Annotated in this window: 24 protein-coding genes, 1 tRNA gene and 1 pseudogene; 16 read left to right on the top strand and 10 right to left on the bottom strand. The window is 43.9% G+C overall.

Features of this window, described 5'->3' with window-relative positions; genetic code table 11:
- Positions 1-884: 884 nt before the first annotated feature.
- The 3 genes from V7L29_RS17975 to V7L29_RS17965 form a co-directional block, all read right to left on the bottom strand.
- A complete protein-coding gene (locus V7L29_RS17975) occupies positions 885-1,511 on the bottom strand; it encodes a cytochrome c oxidase subunit 3 (RefSeq protein ID WP_334693845.1) in 627 nt (208 codons plus the stop codon).
- 142 nt (positions 1,512-1,653) lie between these two features.
- Positions 1,654-3,387 carry a cytochrome c oxidase subunit I gene (gene ctaD / locus V7L29_RS17970; RefSeq protein WP_334693846.1) on the bottom strand — a complete coding sequence of 578 codons (1,734 nt, stop codon included), beginning with the start codon at positions 3,385-3,387 and terminating at the stop codon, positions 1,654-1,656.
- Between the two features lie 83 nt (positions 3,388-3,470).
- A complete protein-coding gene (locus V7L29_RS17965; RefSeq protein ID WP_334693847.1) occupies positions 3,471-4,559 on the bottom strand; it encodes a cytochrome c oxidase subunit II in 1,089 nt (362 codons plus the stop codon).
- 517 nt (positions 4,560-5,076) lie between these two features.
- Here V7L29_RS17965 and V7L29_RS17960 point away from each other — a divergent pair.
- The gene (locus V7L29_RS17960; RefSeq protein ID WP_334693848.1) at positions 5,077-5,997 is read left to right on the top strand and encodes a COX15/CtaA family protein; all 921 of its coding nucleotides are present in this window, start codon (positions 5,077-5,079) and stop codon (positions 5,995-5,997) included.
- Positions 5,998-6,244: 247 nt separating this feature from the next.
- Positions 6,245-7,198, top strand: coding sequence for a heme o synthase (locus tag V7L29_RS17955; protein WP_334736336.1), 954 nt, complete (start codon positions 6,245-6,247; stop codon positions 7,196-7,198).
- A gap of 13 nt (positions 7,199-7,211) precedes the next feature.
- On the opposite strand, the gene V7L29_RS17950 is transcribed toward V7L29_RS17955, so the two are convergent.
- The 4 genes from V7L29_RS17950 to V7L29_RS35535 all read right to left on the bottom strand — a co-directional run bounded on the left by V7L29_RS17950 (position 7,212) and on the right by V7L29_RS35535 (position 8,186).
- Positions 7,212-7,340, bottom strand: a complete 129-nt coding sequence (locus V7L29_RS17950) for a hypothetical protein (protein ID WP_334736335.1) — start codon at positions 7,338-7,340, stop codon at positions 7,212-7,214.
- A gap of 42 nt (positions 7,341-7,382) precedes the next feature.
- On the bottom strand, positions 7,383-7,625 hold the full coding sequence (locus V7L29_RS17945; RefSeq protein ID WP_334693850.1) for a type II toxin-antitoxin system HicA family toxin: 243 nt from the start codon (positions 7,623-7,625) through the stop codon (positions 7,383-7,385).
- Positions 7,622-7,831: a 2-oxoisovalerate dehydrogenase E1 subunit beta gene (locus tag V7L29_RS17940; RefSeq protein WP_273763671.1), complete on the bottom strand. Its 210-nt coding sequence runs from the start codon at positions 7,829-7,831 to the stop codon at positions 7,622-7,624. The genes V7L29_RS17945 and V7L29_RS17940 overlap by 4 nt, the downstream gene beginning before the upstream one ends.
- An 88-nt stretch (positions 7,832-7,919) precedes the next feature.
- On the bottom strand, positions 7,920-8,186 hold the full coding sequence (locus V7L29_RS35535; RefSeq protein ID WP_442944208.1) for a GUN4 domain-containing protein: 267 nt from the start codon (positions 8,184-8,186) through the stop codon (positions 7,920-7,922).
- On the opposite strand from V7L29_RS35535, the gene V7L29_RS17935 reads away from it, so the two are divergent.
- On the top strand, positions 8,154-8,375 hold the full coding sequence (locus V7L29_RS17935; protein ID WP_334736334.1) for a type II toxin-antitoxin system HicB family antitoxin: 222 nt from the start codon (positions 8,154-8,156) through the stop codon (positions 8,373-8,375). The two genes, V7L29_RS35535 and V7L29_RS17935, sit on opposite strands and share 33 nt — an antisense overlap.
- A gap of 66 nt (positions 8,376-8,441) precedes the next feature.
- Here V7L29_RS17935 and V7L29_RS17930 read toward each other — a convergent pair whose 3' ends face one another.
- On the bottom strand, positions 8,442-9,107 hold the full coding sequence (locus V7L29_RS17930; protein WP_334736333.1) for a pentapeptide repeat-containing protein: 666 nt from the start codon (positions 9,105-9,107) through the stop codon (positions 8,442-8,444).
- 27 nt (positions 9,108-9,134) lie between these two features.
- On the opposite strand from V7L29_RS17930, the gene V7L29_RS17925 reads away from it, so the two are divergent.
- Both V7L29_RS17925 and V7L29_RS17920 read left to right on the top strand, forming a co-directional pair.
- Positions 9,135-9,665 carry a hypothetical protein gene (locus V7L29_RS17925; RefSeq protein WP_334693853.1) on the top strand — a complete coding sequence of 177 codons (531 nt, stop codon included), beginning with the start codon at positions 9,135-9,137 and terminating at the stop codon, positions 9,663-9,665.
- Positions 9,666-9,894: 229 nt separating this feature from the next.
- A complete protein-coding gene (locus V7L29_RS17920) occupies positions 9,895-10,770 on the top strand; it encodes an MBL fold metallo-hydrolase (RefSeq protein ID WP_334693854.1) in 876 nt (291 codons plus the stop codon).
- A 110-nt stretch (positions 10,771-10,880) separates the two neighbouring features.
- Here the strand turns inward: V7L29_RS17920 and V7L29_RS17915 are convergent, their stop codons facing one another.
- Positions 10,881-11,093: a hypothetical protein gene (locus V7L29_RS17915; protein ID WP_334693855.1), complete on the bottom strand. Its 213-nt coding sequence runs from the start codon at positions 11,091-11,093 to the stop codon at positions 10,881-10,883.
- A gap of 566 nt (positions 11,094-11,659) precedes the next feature.
- On the opposite strand from V7L29_RS17915, the gene dhaK reads away from it, so the two are divergent.
- From dhaK to V7L29_RS17885, 6 genes and pseudogenes are all read left to right on the top strand, one after another.
- On the top strand, positions 11,660-12,736 hold the full coding sequence (gene dhaK, locus V7L29_RS17910; RefSeq protein ID WP_334693857.1) for a dihydroxyacetone kinase subunit DhaK: 1,077 nt from the start codon (positions 11,660-11,662) through the stop codon (positions 12,734-12,736).
- A 54-nt stretch (positions 12,737-12,790) separates the two neighbouring features.
- Positions 12,791-13,429: a dihydroxyacetone kinase subunit DhaL gene (gene dhaL / locus V7L29_RS17905; RefSeq protein WP_334693858.1), complete on the top strand. Its 639-nt coding sequence runs from the start codon at positions 12,791-12,793 to the stop codon at positions 13,427-13,429.
- Between the two features lie 52 nt (positions 13,430-13,481).
- Positions 13,482-13,745, top strand: a complete 264-nt coding sequence (locus tag V7L29_RS17900) for a tyrosine-type recombinase/integrase (protein ID WP_334693859.1) — start codon at positions 13,482-13,484, stop codon at positions 13,743-13,745.
- Between the two features lie 128 nt (positions 13,746-13,873).
- Positions 13,874-14,086: pseudogene (locus tag V7L29_RS17895) on the top strand (tyrosine-type recombinase/integrase); the annotation flags it as partial.
- Between the two features lie 190 nt (positions 14,087-14,276).
- Positions 14,277-15,236: an orange carotenoid-binding protein gene (locus V7L29_RS17890; protein WP_334736332.1), complete on the top strand. Its 960-nt coding sequence runs from the start codon at positions 14,277-14,279 to the stop codon at positions 15,234-15,236.
- Positions 15,237-15,479: 243 nt separating this feature from the next.
- Entirely contained in the window at positions 15,480-15,806 is a 327-nt protein-coding gene (locus V7L29_RS17885) for a hypothetical protein (RefSeq protein WP_334693861.1), read from the top strand.
- Positions 15,807-16,037: 231 nt separating this feature from the next.
- Here the strand turns inward: V7L29_RS17885 and V7L29_RS17880 are convergent, their stop codons facing one another.
- Positions 16,038-18,371, bottom strand: coding sequence for an IMS domain-containing protein (locus tag V7L29_RS17880; protein WP_334736331.1), 2,334 nt, complete (start codon positions 18,369-18,371; stop codon positions 16,038-16,040).
- Positions 18,372-19,340: 969 nt separating this feature from the next.
- Between V7L29_RS17880 and pdhA the strand changes: the two genes are divergently transcribed.
- The 5 genes from pdhA to V7L29_RS17855 all read left to right on the top strand — a co-directional run bounded on the left by pdhA (position 19,341) and on the right by V7L29_RS17855 (position 24,197).
- On the top strand, positions 19,341-20,375 hold the full coding sequence (pdhA, locus tag V7L29_RS17875; protein WP_334736330.1) for a pyruvate dehydrogenase (acetyl-transferring) E1 component subunit alpha: 1,035 nt from the start codon (positions 19,341-19,343) through the stop codon (positions 20,373-20,375).
- A gap of 115 nt (positions 20,376-20,490) precedes the next feature.
- The gene (locus V7L29_RS17870; protein WP_334693864.1) at positions 20,491-21,360 is read left to right on the top strand and encodes an aldose epimerase family protein; all 870 of its coding nucleotides are present in this window, start codon (positions 20,491-20,493) and stop codon (positions 21,358-21,360) included.
- 59 nt (positions 21,361-21,419) lie between these two features.
- Positions 21,420-21,491: transfer RNA gene (locus V7L29_RS17865), tRNA-Lys, on the top strand.
- A gap of 286 nt (positions 21,492-21,777) precedes the next feature.
- Positions 21,778-22,617, top strand: a complete 840-nt coding sequence (locus V7L29_RS17860) for an RNA polymerase sigma factor (protein ID WP_334736329.1) — start codon at positions 21,778-21,780, stop codon at positions 22,615-22,617.
- Positions 22,557-24,197, top strand: coding sequence for a tetratricopeptide repeat protein (locus tag V7L29_RS17855; protein WP_334693866.1), 1,641 nt, complete (start codon positions 22,557-22,559; stop codon positions 24,195-24,197). Before V7L29_RS17860 ends, V7L29_RS17855 begins: the two co-directional genes overlap by 61 nt.
- Positions 24,198-24,482: the final 285 nt, after the last annotated feature.

Raw genomic sequence — 24,482 nt, 5'->3', positions numbered from 1 at the left:
GGTGAGGTTATGAATGCCTGCCGCTAGATTTGTTGGTATTTGAGGCAGTCAGCTTCTCAGGCTTCATATGCTTTAGAGCAGTTTTATGGTTAGACGGTTAATTGCTTCATTTAATAGCTTTATAAATATCTTAATCTAAAATTTATTTTTGTAGTGCTTCAATAATATCACCTAAGTAAATTTAACACTAGTCCACAGTATTTAGAACTGCGGACAGAAGACTACATTCAAGAGTCAGGAGATTTATTTATTTTAACTGTTGGGTCTGATTACTGACAAAACCTTGAATAGGCGAATTAAAAGGTACAAATATTTTTACAATGTCCACTACAATTTTGTTACCAGATTTTAATCATTACTAACCGTGATCGCGTCGCCATATCAACGTGATTTCGACAAAACTAAAAAAGAGCAAGTAAGTTCTTGAGGTAAATATCGAGTAATAATTTTTGAGGCAAATAAGTGTTATTTGTCAATCACTAACATATCAAGTTACAGCATATTAACTAGTTATTCAATAGTTTCTACAAAACATCCAACTTTTCCCACCTTTCCCACCTTTTACTCGCGCCTGTATCACTTGCAATAACTTAGTTGAATTTAGCAAAACTCATAGTGGTAAAAGTCTATACTACTTTTAAGAGATTTTGTGTTACTGTTGCTAGGTAAAGGATAAAATTGTTTTATAGGAAATAAAAAACCGTTTAGATAACTTCCCAGATATTTAATCTTCTAGAAACTGTTCTAATTTAGGTTTTGCTGCCAGCCGATAGATAAAATAATCTGACATCAGGGCAGCTGCAACGGCAGCATTGTATAAAAAAAGCCCCCGACTGGGGGCCTATTAAGTTGTTCGCGTGGAGTGAACAACTAATAATTAATACTCACAGTAGATACAGTAATCCGAACAAAATAATCCAAATCACGTCAACGAAGTGCCAGTAGATTTCGGCTGCTTCAATGCCAAAGTGCTTTTCGTTACTGTAGTGACCCGGAAGGCGCGATCGCCATAACACGGCAATAATTGCCAAAACACCAATGGTAACGTGCAATCCGTGGAAACCAGTCAAAACGTAAAATGCACTGGCAAATAAATTGGTAGTTAAACCAAATTCTAAATGGGTATATTCATATACTTGACCTACCAAGAAAATAGCACCCATCGCAGCAGTAATTGCTAACCAGATTTGCGTACCCCGCGTATCGTTCTTTTTGATCGCAGTGTCAGCATTGTGCATGACAAAACTACTAGAAATTAGATTGATGGTGTTGACTCCAGGTAGCAATAGTTCTAACTCTGGGGTGCCTGCTGGGGGCCATGCAGGTAAGGTAGCACGGAAAGCCAAGTAGGCTCCGAACAGTCCCATAAAAATCATCCCTTCAGCAATCAGAAAGACAATTAGCCCAAATAGACGATGGTCTGGATGTTCTTCGTGATGACCGACGGACGCTTCTGCTGCGTGGTGATGATTCAGTTCGGTTTTAGCTGGGTCAATAGTTTGACTTTGCATGAATTTTTAATGCCTAGAGGAGAAGGGGGAGGAGGGGGGAGTTAGGAGCAAAGCCGGAGACTCCGAAGCTCCGGTTAGGAGTTAGAAATTTTGAACTAACAACTTTATTAAAGTCATAAATCATAACTTATAACTCATAACTTTATTTCCGGTCTTCGGGATTGGCAGCAACCACTGGGTCGGGTTCTGCTCTTAATACTGAGTTTGGGCCACCAGATAAGACTGGATTGGGATCAGATAAAGGTACGCCTTCTTTAGCGTTTTCCAAACCATAGTCGTAGGGGCCGGTAGCCAGTACTGGGGTTTGATCAAAATTCTCGATCGCTGGCGGTGAGGTTGTCATCCACTCTAAGGTAAGTGCCCTCCAAGGATTATTACTAGCTTTCTCGCCGTATAACCAACTCCAAATCGCATTGATGATGAAGGGGAATGTTGAAACTGCTAGTATGTAAGCGCCATAAGTGCAGATTTCGTTGATAAAGGTAAATTTGGGGTCATACTGGGCAACGCGGCGGTTCATACCCATTAATCCCAGTTTGTGCATTGGTAAGAAGGTCATGTTTAGACCAACTATTGTTAAGGCAAAGTGAACCTTACCCCAAAATTCGTTCAGCATCCGTCCCGTCATTTTGGGGAACCAGTGGTAAATCGCCGCATAAATGCCGAGAACACTACCACCAAACAGGACGTAGTGCAAGTGTGCCACGACAAAATAGGTGTCGTGAACGTGAATATCAAAGGGGACTGCTGCCAACATTACGCCACTGATACCACCAATCACAAAGGTGCCAACAAAGCCCATTGCGAATAGCATGGCGCTGTTGAGTTGGATTTTTCCACCCCACATGGTTGCTAACCAACTGAAAATTTTAATTCCCGTGGGTACGGCAATGATCATCGTAGTGATCATAAAAAACATCCGTAACCAACCGGGGATACCGCTGGTAAACATGTGGTGTGCCCAAACAATTAGCCCCAGAAAGCTAATGGCAAGAGAGGAATAGGCGATCGCTTTATAGCCAAAAATCGGCTTGCGGGAATGCACGGGGATAATTTCTGAAATTGCTCCAAAAAAGGGCAAAATCATGATATATACCGCCGGGTGAGAGTAAAACCAGAACATATGCTGGTACACTACTGGATCACCCCCCCCAGTCGGGTTAAAAAATGTTGTTCCGGCAATTAAGTCAAAGGAAAGCAGAATTAGACCTGCTGCTAACACTGGCGTAGATACCAAAGTCAGTGCCGAGGTAGCAAACATCGCCCAGCAGAACAAGGGCATTTGGTGAACCCCCATACCGGGGATACGCATCCTGAGCAATGTGACGAGGAAATTGATTGCCCCTAGAATCGATGACGTACCTAGTAGGAGGACGCTCATAATCCAAATTCCCTCACCTACTTGACCTGTTACCAAGCTCAGGGGAGGGTAGGAAGTCCAACCCGCATCCGGTGCATCGCCTACCACTAAACTAGTGATCAACAATAAACCCGCAGGGGGAATCATCCAAAAGGCAACAGCATTCAAGCGCGGGAATGCCATATCCTTGGCCCCAATCATCAAGGGGATCAAGAAGTTAGCAAAACCTGCACCAGCTGGCACAATCCACAAGAAAATCATGATTGTAGCGTGCAGCGTAAATAAGCTGTTGTAGACTTCAGGAGTAACAAAATCGACTTCTGGGGTTCGCAGTTCTGTACGAACCAAGTCAGCCATCACGCCACCAATGCAGTAGAAAATGAATGTAGTGACTAGGTATTGAATCCCAATCACCTTATGGTCGGTGTTGAAGCCAAAGTAGTCTTGCCATTTTCTCCTTGGTTCCTCAAGAAGGGCGGGGATATTGGCAGTTTCTTGCAATTGAGCTTGTGTCATAAGAGTTCTGAGTCTTGAGTCCTGTTAGCGATGGCGGGGCGTTTAGCCCCTTGCGAGTTATTACTTTTGACGTGGACTGTTGACTATTTGTGAATTTGATGTAACATTTCTGGCTGAATTCCCATGTCCTTGGTGTAAGGAGCAAGAAATTCATTTGGGGATAGATTCGCAGGGTTAACAGCAACAGCTTGATTTAGCATTTCTTTGCTGGCAACTAGCTGCTCTTGCTCCCATTTTTTAAAGGCTTCTTCTGTCTCAACGACTACTGATGCTCTCATCGCACCATGATATGGGCCACAAAGTTCAGCGCAGATCAAAGCATAATCGCCTGCTTTTTTGGGTGTGAAGCGAATCTCGCTTTGTCTACCAGGGATCGCATCTTGTTTCAGACGGAACTCGGGCACCCAGAAGGCGTGGATGACATCATTGGCTGTCATATTGATTTGCACTTCACGCCCGATGGGTACGTGCATTTCACCTGTAGTTATACCAGTTTCAGGATAAGTGAAAATCCAGGCATATTGTAGACCTGTAACGTTGACCCGCAATTCTGGTGGTTTGCCTGCTTTATCAGCACTGCCCCCAATTGTTGGAGCAACAACACCGACACCAGGGGCATTCCGCAGTTGGGGAATTTGGTCAGCATTGCGGACTTCTGCGGTAGCTGGGTCTTGCATTGCCTCTTCAGATTTTTCTTGATTGAGGTTGGGTTCAGTGCTGGGAGGAGTATCGTTTAAAGTTGCTGCTAGTGCGGTTCCATGCCCTGGCATTTTCATCGATTCCTGATTCGTCGGTGCTTCATGGATCGCATGGGGATCGAAGCCACCGATTTCGTTGTAGACATCAAAACTGTAAACAGAAATACCGATAACGATAATTGCTGGGATCGCCGTCCAGAGAATTTCTAAAGGTATATTGCCCTCAACTGGTGGGCCGTCTTCATTGTCACCTGCACGCCGACGGTATTTAAATGCAGAGTAAATTAAAACACCTTCGACAATTAGGAATATACCTGTAGAAACGATCATCATCGCGTTGAACAGACCATCCACCAATACAGCTTCATCCGTGGCTGCTGCTGGCAACAGTCCGTGATTTTGACCGTACCAAAGGCTGGCTAGCGTTAGCACGATGCCAATGAGTAATGTCCAGATTGAACTTGGAATCTTCACGGCTTACTTAATTGAATTTACTACGTTATCTCAAAGCTGCTCACTTACTAAGGTAGTCTAGGCTGTAAGACATGGAGTCCAAAGGTCTGAAATTTTTATTAATTTTTTTGACTATTTTACTAATTTTGAGTACAAGGTGACTATCAGCAAGCAGGAGGCAGCAGTAACTCACGTTTCAAAGCGTGGGATTGAAGCACTAGGTTTTATACCAGAACTAAAGTTTTCATTCATAATTCTTTCCTCCTGCCTTCTTTGATCAGCTACTGCCAAAAGTAGATATAAATCAGTCGAAAAATTTAAGGAAAAATTTAGAATGCTTAAATTAATTGTGATTAATCAATTTTTCACATGTTGAAAAATACCTAAAGCTTCAAGCAAAACCTTGCTGGAGTGATTCAAAGTATAAGTGAGTGCTAATCTGTAAACCCTTAGCCTATACGCTAGGGTGAAGATGGGACGCTAAAAGAAAATTGAAAATTTTAAGAGATCCACCAAGAGCGGGCAGAAGGTATCATTCATGAGCGAATTTGTCCTACAACAACAAAATGAAGCGGCACTTCAGCAGCAAAAGCCCAAGGAAATGATTCGTCGCTTGGTGTGGAAAATGTGCATAGCCACCTTAATTTTGATGGCAATAGGCTCTGCCACCCGCGTGATGAATGCTGGACTTGCTTGCCCAGACTGGCCCTTATGCTATGGCGAACTCGTGCCAGCCAAGCAAATGAATCTCCAGGTGTTCTTGGAGTGGTTTCACAGATTGGATGCAGCTTTAATTGGTGTAAGCGCGATCGCACTCTTCGGTTTGTCCTGGTGGCATCGTCGTTTCTTGCCCTCTTGGCTGCCTTGGGCATCCACATTCGCCCTGTTTTTAATCGTCTTCCAAGGCGTCTTAGGAGGACTCACCGTTACCGAATTGTTGCGGTTTGATATCGTTACCGCCCATTTAGGAACGGCGCTGTTGTTTTTTACTACCCTCCTGATTGTTGGCACGGCACTTACACCCTATCAGGGGAATGGAACCGTTGGTAAGTTGCCTTGGGTAGGTTTAACTGCCGCTGTTCTAGTTTACCTGCAAAGTCTCTTGGGTGCTTTGGTAGGGTCTCGCTGGGCGCTACACCAATGCCTCGGCGGTTCTCAACTTTGTACTGTGATGTACAGCCATATTGCTGGTTTGGTGCCGCCAACAGTGGCAACTTTGACAATGGTATTTATCTGTTGGCGTACACCAGCACTACATCCAGCTTTGCGACGACTGGCAAATATGGCTGGTGGGTTGTTGACCTTACAAATCTTGTTGGGATTCGCTACTTTCAAATTACATCTCCAAGTCGAGCCTCTCACCGTCTCTCACCAAGCTATAGGAGCTGCTTTGCTGGGTACTTTGGTGGCTTTCACAGCTCTGGCACTGCGTGACTCAGTTAGTGCTGAGTCACGTTAGCGATAGCGGGGCGTTTAGCCCGTGCTGAGTAAAGAATGAGGGACATAAGGGAGCACGGGGAGCAAGGGAAGAATTCCTAACTCTTAACTCTTAACTTCTAACTCAGTACTCAGCACTCATGAAAGCCGCAACGGCGAGTATTGCGACCCACGCAGGTGCAAAAAATCTGTGTTTTCGTTCGACCCAAAGAGCCAGCTTGAGCGGGGGCTGCATATAAGTTGTTGAAAAATAAGGAAGCAGAGCCAAAATGATTGAGACTAATGTCTCTCGCCACCACGAAACATTTTTACAAGTAATTCAAAGTTACTACCAGTTAACAAAGCCTCGGATTATTCCGTTGCTTTTGATTACCACGGCTGGGAGTATGTGGATTGCTGCTAAGGGAGAAGTAGATCCATTGCTGTTGCTAGTAACTCTGACTGGTGGCACTTTTGCGGCTGCAAGCGCCCAGACGATTAACTGTGTCTATGACCGGGATATTGATTATGACATGGAACGGACGCGCCATCGTCCGATGCCTTCCGGTAAGGTGCAGGCACGCGATGCTCTAATTTTTGCGATCGCTCTGGCGACGATTTCCTTTACACTCTTGGCAGTATTTGCCAACCTGTTAGCCGCCCTGCTAGCCTTCTCTGGTATCGTCTTTTATATTTTGGTTTATACCCACTGGCTGAAACGTCACAGCACCCAAAATATCGTCATTGGTGGGGCGGCTGGGGCAATTCCGGCGTTAGTGGGTTGGGCTGCTGTCACAGGCACATTAAGCTGGTCAGCATGGTTAATTTTTGGCATCGTCTTTTTATGGACACCGCCCCATTTCTGGGCGTTAGCTCTGATGATTAAAGATGACTACGCAAAAGTTGGGATACCAATGTTACCTGTGATTGAAGGTACTACGACAACCGTGAAGCAGATTTGGTATTATACCCTGCTTACCGTAGTTGCAACCGTGTTACTGGTTTATCCCTTGGGAGCGAGTGGAATTCTTTATGCTGCGATCGCCCTAAGTCTGGGAGGATTATTTATCCACAAATCTTGGCGTTTGTTGCAACATCCAGAGGATCGCACTATAGCTAGAGATTTGTTTCTCTATTCCATCTCTTACATGATGCTGTTGTGCTTGGGGATGGTGGTAGATAGTCTTCCCATTACTCATCATCTAATTAGTGCGGCGATCAATCAGCTGCATTTTATTGGTTAGGGGGAGAGAAGTTTTAGCGATCGCGTTGGTAAAAGGGCGCGATCGCGTTTTCAGAAATTAAAAAATATACATAATAATTAGAGTTTTGCGGATTTACGATGTCTACGACGGGCGTAGCTGCAGCAACTAAAGTTTTAGTCATAAGTGAATTTATTAAACATTAATTACACTCACTCATTTATCGCTATGGAAAAAGCAATACAAGTAATTCGTCACGAGTTAAACCAGCATGAGCAGCAACATCTCGCAGTATGGCGTTAAGTGTACCAATTTTAATCGGGTCATGAGCAGGAACCGTGATATGATGCTCACCATTCTGTTGAGTTGTTAACCGAATGTGGCTACCCTTTTGATGACTAATCTCATATCCTAGACCAGCTAAAGCGTTAACTAATTCTGAACCAGATAAGTCTCGTGGGAGTTTCAAGAAGCTATTACCTCATCACGGACTATATGTAACCGAATGATTTTAGGACGGTTATGTTCATTAGGAAAATGGCAGTGAACCGCATCACGGATCATTTCCCGTAGTGTTTCTATATCGTCAGCTTGAGTAAAAATTGACTCGCTTAAAGCTCTAGCCGTATAACCACCATCTGGATCATCTTCAACGAGAAATACAATTTCAGTCATGGCGAATCTTTCCATAACTACTAAATTTTATAATCTACAAGACCTGACAAGAGAGAAAAAATCCCCCAAGCGCCAGAATAACTAAAAATCAACTTCTTCCCTCTCCACCCCAGAAAGTGGTAAATGCTCCTTCTGGGGAATTTATAATAAATAGTAGTTCAGAATATTCTTTCCAGCAATTGTTTAGACGCCAACCGATGCGATCGCCTACTTTAATCCAATCACAGTCTAATTTTAACCAAATTTGTCTTTGAACACTAAAGCCAAAACGCCTGTTGCTATACTTTAGCCAAAGTTCATTAATCTTGCTGATATCTTGGCAATGTTGACAAATTACATTCGTACAGCAATGCACAAAGCAACCTACGAGTTGCTTGACGATGGAACTTTCTATGGCGAAATTCCAGAATGTCAAGGAATGTGGGCAAATGCTGCAACACTAAAAGCTTGCCGGGAGGATTTACAATATACTCTTGAAGGATGGATTGTACTAGGATTGCGTTTAGGTCATACTCTACCGATACTTGATGACGAAGTTACCTAATTATCGAAACTTGATCAAAAATGATTGCAATTACTCTCTGAGCAAAAATCAATTGAAGCCTAACAACTAGAAATGTTCAGATAACTTGTCTTCAGGACTGCGCTCATAGTCCATACCATTATTCATGTCATCATTGTAAACATCTCCTGAAGGTGATATTGTTCCCCTTATGTCCGCCTTCGGCTGTATCATACCATACTGGTCATTACCATAAAATTCAGTCCCAGTAAGGTTAGCGTCAGTTAAGTCAGCAGACTTCATATCTGTATCATCGAATTTGACATGACTAAGGTTCGTACCCTTTAAAGAGGAATTACTAAGATTAGCGCCTTTTAAATTAGCCCCACTTAAATTAATGCTATTGAGGTTAAAGCCGCTCAAGTTGGTGTAGCTCAAATCAGCACCAGTTAAAATGATATTACTTACATCAGTGTCTTTGAAGTTCGCTTGACTAAGATTGGCTTGAGTTAGGTTAGCTTGGCTAAGATTAGCTTCACTGAGATTTACTTTAGTTAGATTGGCATTAGTAAGGTCAGCATTGTTGAGATTGGCTCTGCTAAGATCAGCTTGACTAAGATTGGCTTTACTTAGATTGACTCTACTCAGATCAGTATCAGTTAGGCTGCTGGCTTCTAGCATCGCATCACTAAGATCAGCATTGATAAACTTAACTTCACGTAAGTCTACCCAACTTAGATTTGCCTGCCAGCACAGAATAATCCAGCAGAGCATATAAACCGGATTAAGTCAGCACCGTTAATGGAAATAACAAAAGAACAAGCGGCTGAAAGTGTGTGGATGATAACTGAGATGGCAAAAAAGGCGCAAGTTATTGTCGCACACAATGCTGAGTTTGATCAGAAGTGGTTTGGTTCTTCAAATAATGGAAAGAGTTTGTTACCTGTTTTGTCGAACTCTAACAATGAACCACTTCGTTGGCTTTGTACCTGTACTGAATTCAAATGGCCTCGTCAAATCCGATTTGGTCAATCTCTCATTGAATTAGCAGCAGCGCATGATGTTGGTATTTTTGGAAATCACAGGGCATTAACAGACTGCCAATTGATCGCATATCTTTTTGATCGGATGGAGAACCTAAACGCCATGTTTCAAATGGCGTTAAGACCCAAAGCTTGGTTTAAAGCTCTTGTAACCTATGACAATAGGGAACTTGCAAAAAAGGCAGGTTTTAAATGGATTCCTGAACGTCAGATATGGGTGATGAAAATGGCTGTAGAAGATACCAAAGAACTTCCTTTTATGGTAAGCCCAATTGAATTTTGTCAGTAATCTAGACGAAGTTCATGTATTTTCTCAAATAAAGTGATTGAGCCTATGTTATTCCAGCCGTTGGCTACAGCCACGAACAATTTTTAACCCTAAGTCTAGATACGGCTATCTTGCTTAAGATAGCCTGGTATCTATCCTTCAGGAGTCTACAGTCTCAACTCCCTTTTGCTAGCGTAGTGATATAGAGTTTATCGCTCCCCGGTAAGCGGCTGGAAGCAAAAGGATTAATATGGCTCATTTAAATCAACGTCGCTCCCAAAATGTCAACGGCGATTTTTATGTAGATACTACCTGTATTGATTGTGATACCTGTCGCTGGATGACTCCTGAAGTGTTTTCTCGTGTTGATGAACAGTCGGTGGTTTATCATCAACCAATCAATGATGCAGAAAGATTAGCAGCACTTGAAGCACTTTTGGCATGTCCTACTAGCTCTATTGGCACAGTTGAAAAACCAAAAGATATCAAAATTGCTCAACAACAGTTTCCAATATTAGTAGCGGAAAATGTTTACCACTGCGGCTATCATTCTGAAAAATCTTACGCTGCTGCTAGCTATTTAATTCAACTTCCAGAAGGTAACACATTGGTGGATTCTCCCCGCTTTACGCCGCCTTTAGTTAAGCGTTTAGAAGAGATGGGTGGAATTCGTTATATGTACCTAACTCATAAGGATGATGTGGCAGATCATCAAAAGTTTGCCGAGCATTTCCAGTGCGATCGCATCCTTCATGCTGATGATATTACTGCGGATACTCGCAATGTGGAAATACAGCTAACTGGTTCTGAACCATTTACTTTGACTCCAGATTTATTAATTATCCCAGTTCCTGGTCACACTAAAGGAGAAACTGTTCTACTTTATAAAAATAAGTTTCTGTTCACTGGCGACCATCTCGCTTGGTCAGAAAGCTTGCACCAACTGGCTGCATTCCACAGTGCCTGTTGGTATTCTTGGTCAGAACAGACTAAATCAATGCGTAACTTGGCTAATTACTCTTTTGAGTGGGTGCTACCAGGTCATGGGCGAAGGTTTCATGCTGATAGAGAAACCATGCGCCAGCAGATGCATAAGTGTATTGAATTAATGGAGTCTTTGGATTGACATTAGATAACTGACTTTTCTGACGCGATATGGAAAAACCTAACCCCCTAACCGACGCGGGCTACCGTGTATACACAAGTCGAATTACCCCTTTAATCCCACGCCACTTGCTACCCTGCGGGAACGCTAAGAGCGAACAAGTCGGCAGAGCCGCCCAACGCTGTGGCTCCCCGATATATTGGGGGGAAATAAGAAATCTTGTTCCCTCCCCAATCTTCGGGAGGGTTAGGCTGGGGTAAAACTGACGCGAAAAACCAGGTGAGTAAGCTATAAGAGACTTGTGTATACACCGTAGACCGACGCTCTAAGGGGGAAAATTCCAAGTCCTCTCCTTTTAGACTACGGTGTACACACAAGTATGACCAGTATAGGTTTCAACTCTTTTAGTAGTTTCGTAGGGTGCGTTATGGACACGCCGAAGTAACAAATGAGTTCCCCGAAATAACAAATGAGTTCCCCGAAATAACAAATCAGTACGCCGAAATAACAAATCAGTACGCCGAAATAACAAATGAGTATCCCGAAATAACAAATGAGTACGCCGAAATAACAAATCAGTACGCCGAAATAACAAATGAGTTGGCGTAGCCCGCACTTCTCTACGAGACCCTGCGCGTAGCTTGCTTCCCCAAAGGGGTACGCTTGGTGCAGTCGCCTGCGGAGGAGCCAGCGCGGGAACAGGGGGTTTCCCCCATGAGTGACTAGCGTTGTCAACCCTACCAAGAGCGCTGCTTCACCGCAAATCTTTGGTGGATGAAGTTTTTCCGACTTGTGTATACACCGTTGCTCCTTTTAAAAGAGAGATTTAGAGAGAGGTCAAACTATATTGCATAGAAACGAGAAGCGCTATAACCTGGAGTTTTAGCACCCTTTTAACCAAACACGGATTATGAAAAAGCTGATCAACAAGCCGGAAGACTTTGTGCAAGAAAGTCTAGAAGGTATGGCGGCGGCTCATTCCGATTTAATTAAACTCAACTACAATCCCGCCTTTGTCTATCGAGCTAATGCACCTATTCCGGGTAAAGTAGCAATTATTTCTGGTGGTGGCAGTGGACATGAACCAATGCACGCTGGTTTCGTGGGCAAAGGAATGCTGGATGCAGCTTGTCCTGGTGAGGTTTTTACTTCACCGACTCCTGACCAAATGCTAGAAGCAGCCAAGCAAGTAGATGGAGGCTCTGGTATCCTTTATATCGTCAAAAATTACAGTGGCGATGTGATGAACTTTGAAATGGCAACGGAGTTAGCCCGTAGTGAGGGTATTCGATCGCTAAATATTTTGATTGATGACGATGTAGCAGTGAAAGATAGCCTCTATACCCAAGGACGCCGGGGTGTGGGAACAACAATACTGGCAGAAAAAATTTGTGGTGCTGCGGCTGAGGTTGGGTATGATTTGCCACAACTAGCAGATTTATGTCGCCGAGTAAATCTGAATGGGCGGAGTATGGGAATTGCTCTAACATCTTGTACAGTGCCAGTTAATGGAACGCCGACATTTGAATTGAGTGCTCGCCAAATCGAATTAGGTATCGGTATTCACGGTGAGCCAGGAACAGAACGTACAGCAATCAAATCAGTAGATGAGATTACCGAAATTTTAACGCGATCGCTCATTGAGGATACACCATATAGCCGCATACTGCGCGAGTGGGATGAAGATAAAGGAGAATGGGTAGATGTAGAGCTAACAAGTCTACCATTTGCCAAAGGCGATCGCTTGTTAGCTTTTGTCAATAGTATGGGTGGAACTCCGGTTTCTGAACTATATATTGTTTACCGCAAACTTGCCCAAATCTGCGACCAGCAAGGATTGCAAATTGTGCGAAACTTGATTGGGCCTTATATTACATCTCTGGAAATGCAAGGTTGCTCCATTACCCTGCTGAAATTAGATGATGAAATGATCCGGCTATGGGATGCACCAGTCAAAACACCAAGTTGGCGCTGGGGAATTTCATAATTACGTTAGCGTAGCGTTAGCGAGTCTTCGAGTGTCATTACGAATTATGTTGATATGGTGACTCAAGTGCAGATATTACAATGGTTGCAGGCTTATGCAACCGAGATAGAGGAGAATAAAGCATATTTGACAGAATTAGATGCGGCGATCGGAGATGCTGACCACGGGATCAATATGGAGCGTGGCTTCAAAAAGGTAAGCACTCAGTTACCAACTCTTACAGACAAGGACATCAGCAGCATTCTCAAAACCGTGAGTATGACCTTGATTTCTTCTATTGGCGGTGCCAGTGGCCCTCTTTATGGCACTTGGTTTTTGCGAGCCAGTACAGCAGTAGTAGATAAGCAAGAATTAACAGAACAAGATGTGTTAGGGCTACTCCAAGCAGGCTTAGACGGAGTGCTGCAACGTGGCAAAGCGCAATTAGGAGACAAAACGATGGTGGATGTACTGTCTCCATCTGTAGCCGCTTTTGGGCAAGCTGTAGAAGAAAGTAAGGGGACAGTGGAAGCTATGCAACAGGCTGTAGCAGCAGCCCAAAGGGGGTTGCAAGAAACTATACTGATGCAGGCGAGAAAGGGACGAGCTAGCTACCTGGGAGAACGGAGTGTTGGGCATCAAGATCCAGGAGGGACTTCTGCTTATTTGATGTTGAAGAGTTTGTTATGGGTGTTGGAAAGTTCTGGAAAATAACGCTGGCTGTACTAGAACGCAAAGCTTGTTATTCTCATCGTGATTATACACTATGCCGATCATGTTTCGCCACGGTCTGAGGGTAGGAGAAGCTGTAGGATCTAAATGCGGTTTGCGCTGGAATGCACTGATGTGGCCCGAACGTCAGATTTTCATCATCAGGAAAAAGGGCAGTGACTCTGGGGTGCATCCCTTGAGAGATGATGAATTGGTTTTGCTTAAAGAACTCAGAGAGATGCTACCTGATAGCAAATACATTTTCGTTTCCGAGCGCGGTGAGGTAATGTCTACAGGACTTACGCAAAAATTGCCATAAACCTTGATTTATCGAACCGCTAAGACGCCTTCTGTGCCAGAGGCTCCGCCAACGCGAAGCGTCTCGAAGAGAAGAATGCCAAGAATTCGTAAAGCGTGCGTAAGTCTTAGTCTACTGATGCAGCGCGAAAACTGATTGGGCGGTTGGCAGCGCAGGCAGGGCTTGATATCAAAGTTCACTGTCACATGATGCGCCATGCTTGCGGTTACTATCTGGTGAATCAGGGTTATAACACTAGAAAAATTCAAGACTTTCTGGGACACCGCGATATCAAACACACTGAAAAATATACCAAGCTGAATGCTGGGCGGTTCCTAAATTTTGATTGGGGTGATTTGTAACATTCCAAGCGAATTAAAGAATCAACATCTAACTGGCGCAGCTGACAACGGAAGTAAGTTGCACCGATTTATGTAAACATGTTTTAAATTTTGTAAAGATTTGTGATATTTTTATTGAGGAGCAGAACTGTAAGCTATGTGTCTTGCTCCACGTTGTGTCAGTTGAAAACTTAGTGAGGTAATCCTCTATATGGCAATCACTATCGAATCCGCTCGTGGCATTTTCCCCAACACACTGTCGGCTGATGCCGTGCCAGCTCTAACTGCTCGATTCAACCAACTTAGCGCCGAAGATCAACTTGCATGGACATGGTTCGCTTTCTTGGAGATGGGTAAGACCGTGACGGTTGCGGCTCCTGGCGCAGCCAGTATGCAGTTCGCAGAAGAAATCCTGAAGCAAATCAAGCAAATGACATTTCCTGAGCAAACTCAGGTGATGTGCGATCTGGCAAACCAGGCAGATACAACCATTTGCCGTACCTATGCTACTTGGTCGCCTAATATTAAGTTAGGTTTCTGGAATCAGCTTGGAGAATGGATGGAGCAAGGAATTGTCGCGCCAATTCCGGCTGGCTATAAACTATCAGCTAACGCTAATGCTGTATTGGAAACTCTCAAAGGCTTGGATCAAGGACAACAGATTACCGTGTTGCGGAACTCTGTTGTGGACATGGGGTTTGATGCAAATAAACTAGGCGGCTACACCAGAATTTCTGAACCTGTGGTCGCGCCCAAACAAATGCAAGAGCGCACTCAAGTTACCATTCAAGGTATCGACAACCCAACTGTGTCGAGCTACATGAACCTATTGAATGCAAATGACTTTGATCAGCTGATCAAACTGTTCGTGGCAGACGGTGCTTTGCAGCCTCCCTTCCAGAGGCCGATTGTGGGCAAAGATGCGATCTTGCGGTTCTTCCGGGAAGAATGCCAGAACCTGAGTTTGCTCCCAGAACGCGGTGTCGCTGAACCTACAGATGATGGCTATACTCAGGTGAAAGTGACAGGCAAGGTTCAAACCCCTTGGTTTGGTGCAGCAGTAGGCATGAATATGGCTTGGCGATTCTTGCTCAACCCGCAAGGTAATATCTTTTTCGTAGCCATTGACTTATTAGCTTCTCCCAAAGAACTTTTGAACCTAGTTCGCTAGTTGTTCACTTTTGTTAACGAAAGCAATTTATTGGCAAAGGGGGAAAGGTTTATTTCCTTTCCCCTTTACCCGACTTACATACAGGCGTTGTTTCGGGGTTGGTGAACTACTAAACAGACGCTAGAGACAAGTAAATCGCCGATGCTCATACTGAGCGCTTTCTTAACCTAGAGCGCTCAAGACCGTCTGGGCAAACGGAACAATCCTAACCAAATAACTATCGCAGAAATTTCAGGTTGAATCATGCAAGCAAGTGAAGCTGAATGGACGGACATTGAGAAGAAGATAGCTCGAACTGCCTTTGATAAGGCCTACGAACGAGAAATTGAGGCTTTGCTTAAACAAGTTCAAAAGCAGGCAAGTACGCTTGTGGACTTGGGTGAACTCTGGCAGTTACACGATTTCTTGAGTGCTAAAAGGCATGAAATTGAGGGTAAGTATGACTACCAATACTCGGTTCTGCTGTTTGTCTTTGCTGGATTAGTTAAAGAAGGCTGGCTACATCTGAATGAACTCCAAGGGCTGGATAAAGACAAGCTATCCAAGGTTGCTGTTCTGTCACGGATGTAGGCTGTTATAGTCATTAGCAAATGGTACCGACAGTAAAGCATTCAGCCCCAGATTAACCTGCTCTTGAGCGCGATCGCGCTTTATTTGGCGTGTGCCTGTATGCCGCTGCCAGAATTAACCACAACTGCACTTTGCAGCGTGGAGATGTCATCGGCTCCAGGCTACTGTTAAGACCACACCCAGAACTAGCCCGTTCTCAACTTATTGGTTTAGTAATTGGCGGAATCATCCTTACCCTGTCGTAGACATCACCAAAAAATTCCAACTTATTTGATCAACAACCGATATACTCTGAATACGCCATTTACCTGTGTATCGAATCAAATCATATCGAACTCGCAACTTATCATTAGAAGAACCTTCAAACTGACCATTTTCATACAACTTTGTGGCTTCTTTGACTGTAGCTTCCACAGCAGCGCGATCGCTAAATAAATCAATTTTTTCTACAGACTCAATCTTCAGGCTATGATCGTACTTGCGGTAGCGGTTATTTACTTTGTCTTGTTGAGCAATCACCCGCCATTGAGACAAAGCTGAACCAGTTAAAATCTGATCTAAATTATTAATCTCATGATTCGGCCCGAAAGCTTCAGCTTTGGTAGATAGCCAAGTCCGAACAACTTCCTCTGCCGTTGCATCTGTTAAAGGGCCTTCTAGTGATTGTAGTTTACTATTTGGATCGGGAATAGCTATTGGTGGTTGATTTATTTGTACAAACAATTGTGAACCATCCGCAGATGGTGTAGGAAAAAACAGATTTTTTAACCATCCAAGAGCTGTTGTGACCAACACCCAGAAAACTAATAGACTCACCAAAGAAATAAACACCCTCCATACCAGCCGTGTTTTCCCTTCTATGGTGTTAGCAAAGGTTCGCCGCCGCCGAGGACGACGAGAATGAGGACGATTATCTGGTACACGCTCTCGGCTAGCAGATGGAGTAGGTTTTCTCCTTCTACGCTTTTGGTTATGACCAAGTGCAGCAGTTTTAGCTGAACCATTCAAATGCTGATTAGTGTTTCTGCTCATCCGTTCGGCAGTAGGAACCTCTGATTTTACACCCCCAGATGAATTCCACATGGGTGGTGATAAATTTGAATATTCGGGTGTTTCTTTTGTTGGTGTTTCTGGCAAATCTAGGTCAGGTGTTCTACTGTGATTAAATTGCCCTGAAGTCCTAGTTGAATTGTTAGGGAAAGGCGGATTATTTGTCTGGGGCTGGGGAAAATACTGGGGGTTAATTACAGCCCATTCATTAGTTGTTTCTGCATCCGTTGGCAGTGCTTCTAAATAAGCTTGCACCTGTTGGTTAGCAAAGTAATCTTTTAGGAAAGCTTGCTGGTTTGTTAAATCTCGAAAATGTGGAAATACTTCGTGTTGCAACCACTGTTCTGCATATAGACACAGCCCTGGTAACAAATCTGGAGAGTCTTGAGATTTTTCCCGAATAAAAGCTAAAGCTTCGTACTCCTGACTAAGTTCTAAAACACGAGTTGCTTCTTGGGTTTGTCCCAAGAGTAATGCACATAGCGACTGTTCTAAATGTACATCTTGGCGTTTGCCCAGACGCATGAGCATTTGCCTTGCTTGACGAATTAAAGCAGGTTGACGTTGAGCAAATCCGCGTGCTATCAAGGCATAAACAGCTAAATAAGTGGCAACAGCAGAAGGACGTTTGCTTTGGGCTTCAAATAACTTGTGCTGCTCTGCGACTGTTAAGTGGTTGCGTAACTGCTGGATAAATCGCAGAAAGTCATCTATATTTAAACCAGATTCATCATTGCTCGTGCCATCAATGCCACCACGATCTTCTAAGAGATTTTGCAATAATTCCAAGCCTTGGCGTCGTTCGGCAGTCTTTTCTTGAGGTAGTGCTAGCAACTCCAAAATTCGATATGGTCGCAATTTGTAAAGATCCGCCTGAATTTCTGCCTGTACACTGGAGAACAACCCTTCGCGTGCTAGCAGTTCTTGACCAGTTTCTAGGGATATGGCAGCATTTTCATAGTGACCTTGCTGCCACTGTTCCCGACCTAATTCTAGACAAGCAAGGGCAACAGTGAGAACAACATCTGGATGTTCAGCACTTTCGTGTATTTCTTCGTCTGCTAGATTATTGCCTTTTCTTGCACTTGTAGTACCATTTTTATTTACCAGGTACGGACGACCTAGTTTCAATACAAGTTCGTATTCCCCCAACTCTTGCAAAATTAATAAAGCGCCAACTAATTCGTCTGGGGTAATTTCGATCCCCAGACTCTGGGTGTCAATGCCCCTTTTGGTGCTTTCTGTACGATTTTCCAGTGCTACTGCAGCAGCAGCAAGGTTATCAGGGTCATAGGCGTGGGCAAGATAAAGCTGATCGTAGGTACTGCGTTCTTTTGGATCTGATAAAACCACGTAAGCTTCTTCTATGAGTTGTTTACGAGAAGAAATTGCTGCCTGAGAATACTCACGTCGTGGCAATTGTACAATGCGATCGCTGTATGCCTGCCGCAATTGTTCATCACTTGCCGCCAACGGTAGTCCTAAAATTCGGTAGTAATCTAGCGGAATTCGCACAGCCTACTTCCCCTGCACCGTGATCAACATAATTCACCTAGAGCTTTCTAGGCCTGTAAAACCGTGCCATGATAATCCCGTGTAGAATTTACTCTACAAGTGTATATTGCAACAACTTGTTTTGTACCTTCCCGAAATTTTGAGTCACATTCTAGTACTAATTTTTTGCTTTCGCCTAGAAAGCTTCAATTTTTTGTTTTAATTCTTAGTATTTTTGTTTAACACGACTATTATCAGCCTTCGATACCACAAACCACAACTACTGTTTTAGTGACAGCATAAATGTTGTGGTTGCAAGAATCTATTGATGATTTATTTGGGACTTCCCCAGTAGGCGGTCATTAAAATACCACTGTTCGAGGTTGACCCTGATAACAGGAGAAAAAAATCATATCATAATTAACCTTTAATTACAATTACCTATTTGGGTATAAAGACTTTTGCGTCCTTTTTTTTAAATTGTTAATGGATATGCAGAAAGCGGTCTATTTTGATTGCTAGTCTATGAAGGGGAATAGTGAGAGATAAAAACCCAAAGCGGCAGATGTTGTCGTTAGAGTCAAATCCTCAGGGGGGCATGGGCTGAAAAGTTAAAAAAAATCCGTTTTGAAAAGTTGAGCCACTGCGTTGGAGAGCCAGCACGGTCTTCTCCCATTCGTGAGAGGCTAGCGCCTTCTCTACCTTGGGATACGCCAACGCAAAGCGCAAGGTAGAAAAGGGGGTTTCCCCATGAGCGACTGGCGTCGGGTCTTTTGGCTTAAAGCAAGTGGCGTCTGATTTAAGCAAGCCTTAACTCAAACTTTCCGCAAAATGAAAAATTCAGCTATTCCCTAAGACCCTTTTTTGGTGCATAAATAAAGTTTGATTGTTGAGTCTTACAAACGCTAGCCTGTTAAAAGCTGAGGTGTTATCAGACCAACTTATTTAAGACCGTAACTTTAAGTTGTACAACAGGGATACTCAAAAATAATGGTTCAAGAGCGTACTTTACCCACATTTAATCCTGCTACTACGCACATTACTAAAGAAGAAGGGTTACGGTTGTATGAGGACATGGTATTAGGGCGCTTGTTTGAAGACAAGTGCGCTGAAATGTACTACAGGGGCAAAATGTTTGGTTTTGTCCATTTGTACAACGGTCAAGAAGCCGTTTGCAGTGGTGTTGTGCAGTCAATGCGACCGGGTGAAGATTTCGTTTGCAGTACCTATCGTGACCACGTTCATGCTCTGAGTGCGGGAGTACCAGCAAAGGAGGTAATGGCAGAATTATTTGGCAAAGCCACAGGTTGCAGCAAAGGGCGCGGTGGTTCCATGCACATGTTTTCTGCTGAACATCGCTTGTTGGGTGGCTATGCTTTTGTGGCTGAGGGAATTCCTGTGGCAGCTGGAGCGGCTTTTCAAAGCAAATACCGCCGCGAAGTCCTAAAAGATGAAAGCGCTGACCAAGTGACAGCTTGCTTTTTTGGTGACGGTGCAGCTAACAACGGTCAGTTTTTTGAGACGCTAAATATGGCAGCCTTATGGAAACTGCCAATTCTGTTTGTAGTCGAAAATAATAAGTGGGCCATTGGGATGTCTCACGAGCGAGCGACTTCCCAGCCAGAGATTTATAAAAAAGCCAGTGTATTTAATATGGTGGGCGTGGAAGTAGATGGCATGGATGTACTAGCAGTCCGAGCCGTAGCACAAGAAGCTGTAGCCCGTGCCCGTGCAGGTGAAGGCCCAACGTTAATTGAGGCGCTTACCTACCGCTTCCGGGGTCACTCCTTGGCAGATCCTGATGAAATGCGAAGCAAAGCGGAGAAAGAATTTTGGTTCGCCCGTGACCCAATTAAGAAGTTGGCAGCTTATTTGCTGAAGCAAAACCTAGCGAATCAGGAAGAACTTAAAGCCATTGACCATAAAATTCAAGGTGTAATCGACGAGGCAGTTAAATTCGCCGAAAGTAGCCCAGAACCAGACCCCAGCGAGTTATATCGTTTCGTTTTTGCAGAAGACGAATAAATTCTGGGGATTGGGGACTGGGGACTGGGAAAGAGTTATTTTAATCCTAATCCCTAATCCCTAATGCCTAATCCCCAATCCCTAATCCCTAATCTCCAATCCCAGGACTAAACTTGTGTTTACCATTGCAGTTCAACAGCAACAATACAAAACCTACATCCTTTCAGATGAAACCGCTGGTTCTCAACTGGAAGTTGTGCCAGAACGTGGTGGTATCATCACTCGTTGGCGTATACAGGGGCAAGAAATTTTCTACTTAGATACTGAACGTTTTGCTAATCCTGATTTGAGCGTCAGAGGTGGAAATCCTATTTTGTTTCCCATCTGCGGCAATATACCGGATAATACTTATACTCACAATGGGCAGCAGTATACTCTTAAACAACACGGCTTTGCCCGTGATCTACCGTGGGAAGTAACTGACCAAGTTACTCAAGATAAAGCTAGCCTCACCCTCGTTCTCAACAGCAACGAGCAAACACGGGCAGTTTATCCTTTTGACTTTCAAGTGCTGTTTACTTATGAACTCCAAGGTAATACTTTAAAAATTCGCCAGCAGTATAAAAATCTTTCATCCACTTCACTGCCCTTTTCAACGGGTTTCCATCCTTATTTTTTGACAGATGATAAAGCTGGGCTAGAATTTGAAATTCCTTCACAAAAGTATCAAGACCAGATAACCAAGGAAATTTATCCCTTCAATGGTAATTTTGACTTTAGCCGCGATGAAATTGACGTTGCCTTTAAGCAGCTAACCAGTCAATCTGCTGCTGTGACAGACAACAACCGGAGGTTAAAACTGACTCTAGATTATAGCAATGAATATCCAATTTTGGTGTTTTGGACGCTCAAAGGCAAAGATTTCTATTGTTTAGAACCGTGGAGCGCTCCCCGCAACTCCTTGAACACTGGTGAACATCTGACTGTGTTAGAACCAGGAAGCAGCTACACAGCATCTGTGCGCTTCAGGGCAGATTTTTTCTAAAGCCTTTACAAATCTACAGATATTTATGCTATAGTAGCAAAGTTGCGAAAAGCAAAAAAGGGTCGCTAACTCAACGGTAGAGTACTCGGCTTTTAACCGATTAGTTCCGGGTTCGAATCCCGGGCGACCCATATTAAAGGAAAAAATGCTTGCTAAGTCTTTGAGGATAAAAGTCGTCGAGGCTAGCTATATCGCTATTAAGAAAATTGTGAATGCGATCGCTCTGGGGAATAAAAAATTCTCACATGAGCGTAGGCGTAGCCCGTCGTAGACATCGCTTTTTGCTGAAGATAAAAAAAAGATTACAGGTTAAGGGAAATTAACTAACTTGTCAGCGTATTTCAGTAATTTTACGGTTATTTAAGTGCAGGCTGAAGGTGAATAACTGAATTTAAGCTTTTCAACTGGAAGTAACAGATGCAGGTAAATTTTGAGCAAAAAGCTTTTATTTCCTTAGCAAGTCTGGAAACTAAAAACTTACCGACAAAGCAAATACGATTACAGGGTTTGTCTGGGAGCGATTACACTTACTTTTGGCAGTTATGGGAGCAGTATCGAGATTATCTTTACAGTCGCTGCTTACAGTGGATGGGAGGTAATCGTCATGATGCCGAAGACTTGTTCAGCCTGGCAATGCTCAAAGCCTGGAATCAATGGCCAGACTATGCCAATAAAATCACCAAGCCCAGAGCTTGGTTGAGCCGACTCATCCACAACCTCTGCATGGATCTACATCGAGAACGCAAGCGAGAGGCGCAAAGGATCAAAAACGTTGAGGACATTCAATTTAGAGATCATCCAGTAGTTACTTTCAGGCTTGAATCTCCTGAGTCAAAGATGTTTGGTGATGAACTGAGGGCATACCTTCGCCATAAAATTGAGTCCTTACCCACGAGACTGCGCGAACCTTTTATCCTTCGCTACTGCCAAGAAAAGTCTTACAGAGACATTGCCAAGCAACTCGCCCTTTGTGAAGACAACGTTTACAAACGGGTTCAACAGGCGCGAACTATTCTGCAAAAGCAGTTAAGCAAATATCTGGCCGGGGAAGATGACACTTCCTTAGATTCCTTCCCACCCCGATTCAAATGGGTGGTTCCGATGGTGGAATTTAAACCTGATCAAAGGGTGATATCTGACTGGGAAGTGCCGATAACAACAAGCATCGAAGAAATTAATTACAAAGTAACTGTTACATGTCTGGAAACCTTGCAACATACTTGGTACAGTTCCCCCAGCCTTCTGGGGTGGAGATGAATGTTCATCTGGTTTTAGACGAAAAGCCAACTAGGCAAGATCAGAAGTTAAAAACATTAAGTAAGTACATCCAAAAGTATCCCCAAGGATGGAAAAAACGATTAGAATTGGCTGATTTGCTGTACGCAATGGGAAGCTGGGAGCAGGCGATCGCAGAGTATCGCCAAATTATTGAGCGATCGCCTCAATTGATCAATGTGCGGCTGCAACTGGGGAAAATCTTACAGATGATGAAACGAGAGGCAGAGGCTATAGAGGTATATGAAAGCGCCTTACCACTGTCCTGCAATAGAGCAACTCAGCACCACATAGGCGGATTAATTGCTGTCTGTAAAAGTGAGACTCAAAAAGCAATCATAGCTTTTGATTCAGCGGCTGACCTACAACCTGACAAAATAGTTCACTGGCTGGCATTGGGACAAGTGCAGAAGGGGAGAGAAAATCCGATTGAGGCTTTACGAGCCTTTTCACGGGTTTTGTCGCTCAACTCAGATGATATTGTGGCTTTGATTCACAGCTATGATGCACTGATGGCAATGGGGGACTTTCGAGAAGCTAGGCAGAGGTTAAGTAAAGCGATCGCTTTAGCTCCCGATGATTTCCAGGTACTCCAACGACAGTTAGATCAGCGTTGCGGGATGAGATTGGTATCCGGTGAAGAGGGAAAGCAGACTAAAAAGCTGATTGGTTCTTTGCTGCGACAGGCTCCTCACGCGGATGAAGCTTACAAATCACTAGCGTATTATCACCTTTATCGGGGGGATTGGACGCAAGGGGTAAGGGTGTTAGCAGAGTTTGCCCAGCAACACCCCAATCATCCTAGCGGTTGGTATTACTATGGGCAGTGCTTGTTCCATACAGGGGAATATCAGGCGGCGACTGAGATGATACTGAAAGCTTATGGTTTGTATCCCAACGATTGTGAAATCTATCGGGCGTTGTGTGAGATATTGCCTGTTGCACCTCACCTTCTACCCGATGAGGAGAGGGGAGTAAGAAAAGAGGGGAATAAGGCAAATCTTGCTGCGATAGTGGAAGAAATGCTTGAGCGGTTTCCTGAACGCTGGAGTGTTTGGGCGACGGCGGGACGGGTGCTGGTGGAAACTTTTAAAGATATGGAACGGGGGTGTAGTGTTTCTTTTCAAGGGACGCAACTACAGCCCCAGTTACCTGATGCTTGGTTTCGTTATGGGCGGGTGTTGGCTTTAGCGCTCAAACACCAGGAAGCCGTGGAAGCGCTACAGCAAGGATGGCAGTTATTACCAGCAGTGGGGGGTTATCTGCAATCTACACCTGCTGCGGTGTGGCTAGGAGAGAGTTATCAGGTACTGGGGGATGATGCAGCAAGTCGGAAGTGGTGGAAAATGGCTTGTCAGCAAACCAAAGAACTGATGGATTTCGACCTTTCTACTGCTCATTACTGGCAGGGAAGAGCCTTAGAGGGGTTGGGGGATACTTTGGGGGCTATACAGGCTTATCGAAATGCTTTGAATTTGCAGTTGTTTTATCCTCGTCGCAGAGAGGTTGAGGCGGCTGTGAAACGGTTGCAAGCTATGGTGCCAAGAAGTTCTCGTACTTGAAGTTGGTTTGATGGGATGAATTTAGGGAAGACCAAAAAATAAATTATCCCAAATTTATGATTATTAGGGTGCATCAGTCAGACAGATCTATGAATATCAAGAGATTATTTCTACTGACGCACCCTACTAAGAGGATATTTTTTTATTTGTTAGTCCTGTATCTGAAAAAAACACCTCTAACTCGAAAAATTCCAAAATCGACCACTGGAAACGTCTTATAGATGTGAAGAATAAAAAAAGGCATTCAGATGCTTATAAACAGAGTGCCTTTCTGAACACAACACC

This window comes from Nostoc sp., assembly GCF_036916575.1.
Classification (GTDB): domain Bacteria; phylum Cyanobacteriota; class Cyanobacteriia; order Cyanobacteriales; family Nostocaceae; genus Nostoc.
This window is presented reverse-complemented; position numbering and strand designations above follow the sequence as displayed.

What these genes read in the sequence shown, in the direction of transcription:
- V7L29_RS17975 (WP_334693845.1), bottom strand. Translation starts at nt 1,511, where the DNA reads ATGCAAAGTCAAACTATTGACCCAGCTAAAACCGAACTGAATCATCAC.
- ctaD (WP_334693846.1), bottom strand. Translation starts at nt 3,387, where the DNA reads ATGACACAAGCTCAATTGCAAGAAACTGCCAATATCCCCGCCCTTCTT.
- V7L29_RS17960 (WP_334693848.1), top strand. Translation starts at nt 5,077, where the DNA reads ATGAGCGAATTTGTCCTACAACAACAAAATGAAGCGGCACTTCAGCAG.
- V7L29_RS17955 (WP_334736336.1), top strand. Translation starts at nt 6,245, where the DNA reads ATGATTGAGACTAATGTCTCTCGCCACCACGAAACATTTTTACAAGTA.
- V7L29_RS17950 (WP_334736335.1), bottom strand. Translation starts at nt 7,340, where the DNA reads ATGACTAAAACTTTAGTTGCTGCAGCTACGCCCGTCGTAGACATCGTA.
- V7L29_RS17940 (WP_273763671.1), bottom strand. Translation starts at nt 7,831, where the DNA reads ATGACTGAAATTGTATTTCTCGTTGAAGATGATCCAGATGGTGGTTAT.
- V7L29_RS17935 (WP_334736334.1), top strand. Translation starts at nt 8,154, where the DNA reads ATGTTGACAAATTACATTCGTACAGCAATGCACAAAGCAACCTACGAG.
- V7L29_RS17930 (WP_334736333.1), bottom strand. Translation starts at nt 9,107, where the DNA reads ATGCTCTGCTGGATTATTCTGTGCTGGCAGGCAAATCTAAGTTGGGTA.
- V7L29_RS17925 (WP_334693853.1), top strand. Translation starts at nt 9,135, where the DNA reads ATGGAAATAACAAAAGAACAAGCGGCTGAAAGTGTGTGGATGATAACT.
- V7L29_RS17920 (WP_334693854.1), top strand. Translation starts at nt 9,895, where the DNA reads ATGGCTCATTTAAATCAACGTCGCTCCCAAAATGTCAACGGCGATTTT.
- dhaK (WP_334693857.1), top strand. Translation starts at nt 11,660, where the DNA reads ATGAAAAAGCTGATCAACAAGCCGGAAGACTTTGTGCAAGAAAGTCTA.
- dhaL (WP_334693858.1), top strand. Translation starts at nt 12,791, where the DNA reads ATGGTGACTCAAGTGCAGATATTACAATGGTTGCAGGCTTATGCAACC.
- V7L29_RS17900 (WP_334693859.1), top strand. Translation starts at nt 13,482, where the DNA reads ATGCCGATCATGTTTCGCCACGGTCTGAGGGTAGGAGAAGCTGTAGGA.
- V7L29_RS17890 (WP_334736332.1), top strand. Translation starts at nt 14,277, where the DNA reads ATGGCAATCACTATCGAATCCGCTCGTGGCATTTTCCCCAACACACTG.
- V7L29_RS17885 (WP_334693861.1), top strand. Translation starts at nt 15,480, where the DNA reads ATGCAAGCAAGTGAAGCTGAATGGACGGACATTGAGAAGAAGATAGCT.
- pdhA (WP_334736330.1), top strand. Translation starts at nt 19,341, where the DNA reads ATGGTTCAAGAGCGTACTTTACCCACATTTAATCCTGCTACTACGCAC.
- V7L29_RS17860 (WP_334736329.1), top strand. Translation starts at nt 21,778, where the DNA reads ATGCAGGTAAATTTTGAGCAAAAAGCTTTTATTTCCTTAGCAAGTCTG.
- V7L29_RS17855 (WP_334693866.1), top strand. Translation starts at nt 22,557, where the DNA reads ATGTCTGGAAACCTTGCAACATACTTGGTACAGTTCCCCCAGCCTTCT.